This window comes from Paraburkholderia sp. SIMBA_054 (assembly GCF_046534875.1).
Classification (GTDB): Bacteria; Pseudomonadota; Gammaproteobacteria; order Burkholderiales; family Burkholderiaceae; genus Paraburkholderia; species Paraburkholderia hospita.
The window spans coordinates 1-217 of sequence record NZ_JAWRXV010001932.1; the positions used below are offsets into that span (position 1 = coordinate 1).

Genomic DNA, 217 nt, shown 5'->3' on the forward strand with positions numbered 1-217 from the left:
CGGTCGTCTTGAGCGACTCGAACGCCGCTGTCGCATCGGCGGTCAGTTCGGGATAATTCAGGCGATGGGTGAGATCCAGCAGCGGGCGGCCGACGTCGGTCGCGATCAGCTTGAAGATGCCGACCGCAGGTTCAGTGAACCGCTTGATGCGCATCTGCCGGTCGACGAAGATGGTCGCGATCCCCGTCGAAGCGATCAGGTTCTGCAGGTCGTCCTT

The 217-nt window shown here is 62.2% G+C and carries 1 protein-coding gene; it reads right to left on the minus strand.

Annotated features, from left to right (window positions below):
- A partial coding sequence (locus SB822_RS61780) for a PAS domain-containing protein (protein WP_410859763.1) occupies window positions 1-217 on the minus strand: 217 nt, incomplete at both ends.